Annotated in this window: 5 protein-coding genes; all 5 read right to left on the reverse strand. The window is 60.5% G+C overall.

Features of this window, described 5'->3' with window-relative positions; genetic code table 11:
- Positions 1 to 265: 265 nt before the first annotated feature.
- Positions 266 to 1237 carry a magnesium and cobalt transport protein CorA gene (locus ACYAR8_RS22805; protein WP_074891888.1) on the reverse strand — a complete coding sequence of 324 codons (972 nt, stop codon included), beginning with the start codon at positions 1235 to 1237 and terminating at the stop codon, positions 266 to 268.
- A gap of 92 nt (positions 1238 to 1329) precedes the next feature.
- A complete protein-coding gene (locus tag ACYAR8_RS22810; RefSeq protein ID WP_463581136.1) occupies positions 1330 to 2085 on the reverse strand; it encodes a lysophospholipid acyltransferase family protein in 756 nt (251 codons plus the stop codon).
- A 149-nt stretch (positions 2086 to 2234) separates the two neighbouring features.
- Entirely contained in the window at positions 2235 to 2924 is a 690-nt protein-coding gene (locus ACYAR8_RS22815; protein ID WP_463581137.1) for a crotonase/enoyl-CoA hydratase family protein, read from the reverse strand.
- A 139-nt stretch (positions 2925 to 3063) separates the two neighbouring features.
- A complete protein-coding gene (locus tag ACYAR8_RS22820) occupies positions 3064 to 3357 on the reverse strand; it encodes a DUF6388 family protein (RefSeq protein WP_074891882.1) in 294 nt (97 codons plus the stop codon).
- Between the two features lie 254 nt (positions 3358 to 3611).
- Positions 3612 to 3740, reverse strand: coding sequence for a hypothetical protein (locus ACYAR8_RS22825; protein WP_463581138.1), 129 nt, complete (start codon positions 3738 to 3740; stop codon positions 3612 to 3614).
- Between the last annotated feature and the right edge of the window lie 252 nt (positions 3741 to 3992).

Here is a 3992-nt window from a genome sequence, read left to right on the forward strand (position 1 = left end):
ATGCTTCAAGATTTATGGTGCTCACACCGGCCTCTTCCCGGCTAAAGCCGGTCCCACTAAAGTACGCGGTGTTTCTGTAGACCGGCTTCAGCCAGGAAAAGACCAGCGTCTGCCACCAGATCTCACTGTTCGCCGCCGATCGGTGTAGGAGCGCGCTTGCCCGCGAAGAGGCCGGTACATCCGACGCATGATGGTCGTCCGTGCATACGCGTTCGCCAGCAAGCCGGCGCCTACAGGCGGTGTATGACTCGAAGCAGGAGAATGTTCAAAGCCACCCCGACCGCTTGAAGCTCGCGAACAAGACCCCGCACCCGCCGACGATCACGCTTAACACCATGTAATAACCGTAATGCCAGGTCAGTTCGGGCATGTTCTCGAAGTTCATCCCGTAGATCCCGGCGATGGCGGTGGGGAAAGCCAGGATTGCGGCCCAGGCGGCAAATTTGCGCTGGGTCAGGCTCTGCCGTGAAGACTCCAGCAGCAGGCTGATTTCGATGGTCTGGCTGGCGATGTCGCGTAGGTTGGAAAGGTCTTCCATCTGCCGTTTGACGTGGATCTCCACGTCACGGAAGTAGGGGCGCATGTTCTTGTCGATGAAGGGGAAGCTGAGCTTCTGCAGCTCCTCGCCGATCTCCACCATGGGGGCGACGTAGCGGCGCAGGCGCAGCAGGTCACGACGCAGCGCGTGAATGCGGTGAATGTCGGATTCGTTGAGGTCCTTGCGCAGCACGTTGTGCTCAAGCTCTTCCAGCTCGCAGTGAATCTGCTCGGTGACCGGCTGGTAGTTCTCGGTGACGAAATCCAGCAGCGCATACAGGACGAAGTCTTCACCGTGCTCCAGCAGCAGCGGGCGGGCCTCGCAGCGCTGACGCACCACCCCGTAGGACTTCGAATCGCCATTGCGCGAGGTGATGATGTAGCCCTTGCCGGCGAAGATGTGCGTCTCGATGAAGATCAGCTTGCCGTTCTCGCGGATCGGCGCGTAGGTCACGATGAACAGTGCGTCACCGAAGGTTTCCAGCTTTGGCCGGCTGTGGACTTCCAGCGCATCTTCGATGGCCAGCTCGTGCAGGTTGAACTGCCGTTGCAGGGTGGTCAGCTGTTCGAGGTCTGGCTGCTCAAGGCCGATCCAGACGAAATGCCCGGGTTTCGCCGCCCAGGCCGCGCCTTCGTCGAGGGAAATGTTGGTGACTTTCTTTCCGGCGCTGTAAACGGCAGCGGCAACCACTCGACCCATAATGTCTGCTTCTTCTTTTAGGGAGAACTGACGCGCAGCTTAGCGCGCTCCCTGATCAGAGTCGGCGGATTTAAACGAGTTCGCAGGTTTTTTCAGGGCTGTTCAGCGTCTGTTGGGATGGCGGTGGCGGACCCACGGACGTGCGCGTCCATGCTGGCGATGCAGGCCTGCATCTGGCCGTGGCAGAGCGCGATGAGTTGCGGGATGTCTTCGCTGGTCAGGCCCGAAGTCGGGAGAGCGGGCAGCGTACGGATGATCACTTCGCCACTGCTCCATCGATTCAGATCCATGCTGCGCACGTAGGTACTCACGCACACCGGCACGATGGGCACTCCGGCCTCGATCGCCATCTGAAACGCCCCACGTTTGAAAGGCATCAGTCCTTCGCCCTTGTTGCGCGTGCCTTCGGGGAACACCCAGATCGAGGTGTCCTTGTGCTGCAGGGTGTCGGTGGTCTGGAGAATGGCGCGGCGCGCCCGTTGGGGGTTGCCGCGATCAATCAGCACGTTGCCCGCCAGCCAGAACAACTGGCCAAAGAACGGCACCCATTTGAGACTTTTTTTGCCGATGCAAACCGTGCGCGGCGGCACGATGTTGCCGAGGACAAACAGGTCATAGTTGGATTGATGGTTACAGATGATCACGCAGGGCCTGGCCTGCTCGAACTGCGGGCTGAGCTGCGCAGTCAGGCGCAGCCCGAGAATCCCCATGGCGGGGAGGGCGTAGAGGCGAGCACACAGGCGGCTGTTGTCAGGGTTGAAGGGACGGCACAAGCCGAGCAACAACCCCAGCGCGCCGGCGACGATAAAGTGAAGCCCCATCAGCAACATACGCAGTACGAACAGCATGCAAAACTACCCGGTAGGCGAAAAGCCGCGCAGTGTACGGATGTGCACTGGAATCGGCAATCGCCCACGGGCCGGGTGGCCGATCAGGAATTTAACGGGATGTTTCACGATGACGCGCCGCAGCAATGCGGCGCGTTGCCGGTGCGTCTTCAGAGCGGGATCTGACGATCCAGCTCGATCGCCCGGTCGAGGGTTTCGAGGAATTCCTTGCGCACTTTCAACTTGGTTTGCTTGTGGGCGCGCATGTTGATCTTCTTCATTTGCAGCGCCACGGTGCGCGCGGCCTCGGTGAGGTCCTCCGGGGCGACCACTTTGTCGAAGAAGCCGGCTTGCAGCGCGCCTTGGGGATCGAACATCTCGCCGCAGATCACCGAACGTCCGAAGGCACTTTTGCGCAGGCGATCACGGGCCAGCTCGATGCCGGCGTGGTGCATGGTCATGCCGATTTGCACCTCGTTCAGACCGATGCTGAACGGGCCGTCGACGCCGATGCGGTAATCCGCCGACAACAGCAGGAACGCGCCCTTGGCCACGGCATGACCGCCGCACGCGACCACGATGGGGAACGGGAACGACAGCATCCGCCGTGCCAGCGTGGAGCCTTCGGCAACCAGAGCCATGGCGGCTTCCGGCGACGAGGTCATGATCTTCAGGTCATAGCCGCCCGAGAGAATCCCCGGCTGACCGGTGATGATCACCACGGCGCGGTCCTGCTCGGCGCGGTCGAGTGCGGCATTGAACGCAGCGACCACGTCGTTGCTGATGGCGTTGACCTTGCCGTTGGTCAGGGTCAGCGTCGCAACGCCGTCATCCAGTTGATAGGCGACCAAATCACTCATGGAGCGAGTCCTTTTTTGTTTTGAAGTGGCGCAGACGTTACTCACCCGACAGGGCAAGGTAAAGCGTAAAGGATGACTGGCAAGTCAGGGGATCGGGTCGCCAGCGCTGGCGACCCTGAGAGGGAGCGGAGAGGGGCGGTTAAACTTCGACTTCGTTCAGTTCGCAGTACTCTTCCCAGTCCATGTCCAATGCCTCGGCCGCCTCCTTGTGTGCAGCAACGCGCAGTTCCTTGAGCTGCTCGGGGGTTTCGGCAATGAAGGTGAGCGCCAGCTCCCAGGTCGGGATACCCAGATTTTCGGCTTCATCTTCGAAGGCCCAGAGGGTTTGCTGCTGCTGCTCTTTCGGGCTCAAATCCTGGATTTCAGCCTGCAACATCGGATTGGTCACGATGTACTTCGCCAAGGCAGCTTCGGTCCAGTCGTTTGCGTTCATGCGGGGGTGATCTCCTGTGGGTCGAGCTGACGTGTTGCTGTGGGTGGGATGCTGCTGAGGTAATGAGCCAGGCAACGATTGTGCGTGATGTGAATCACTCGCGCCAGCGGCACGCGACCCGTCGGTCGGGGTAGCCTCGCGGGTAGGTTCCCCAACGAAAAGGGCCCGCTTTGCAGCGAGCCCTTGTCAACGGCGTCGGACTTTCAACCGATCGCCATAGGCTTCTTTACGTTGCGATGTGCGTTATTGCCGAGTCACGGGTGCGGACCCATGGCGCCATACACGCCCACCGGTTCGGGAAAGGTGCGCAGCAGGGTGATGTACAACAGCGCCGCCAGGCCAGGGGTGATCGGCAGGCTGATGTCGATACCGCGAGTAAACAAGCGGCGCTGTCAGTTCCCCGAGGATTTCATCAGGCCGCTTTTCACGGGTTGGCGAACCCGGCCGCCGGAGGGGTCGAAGCAGGCGCTGTCGTAACGAGGGGCAACGCACGTCGAGGGGAGGCCGGGTGGCGGAGGGCGGATTGCAGTGGTCTAATTTCCCCGGACACCTCGATAAGTGGAAAATACATTTATCGAGGAGTTTTTCATGACCAGAAAACGCAACAGGTTTGATGACAGCTACAAACTGGAAGT

The organism is Pseudomonas sp. HP_01 (assembly GCF_055284355.1).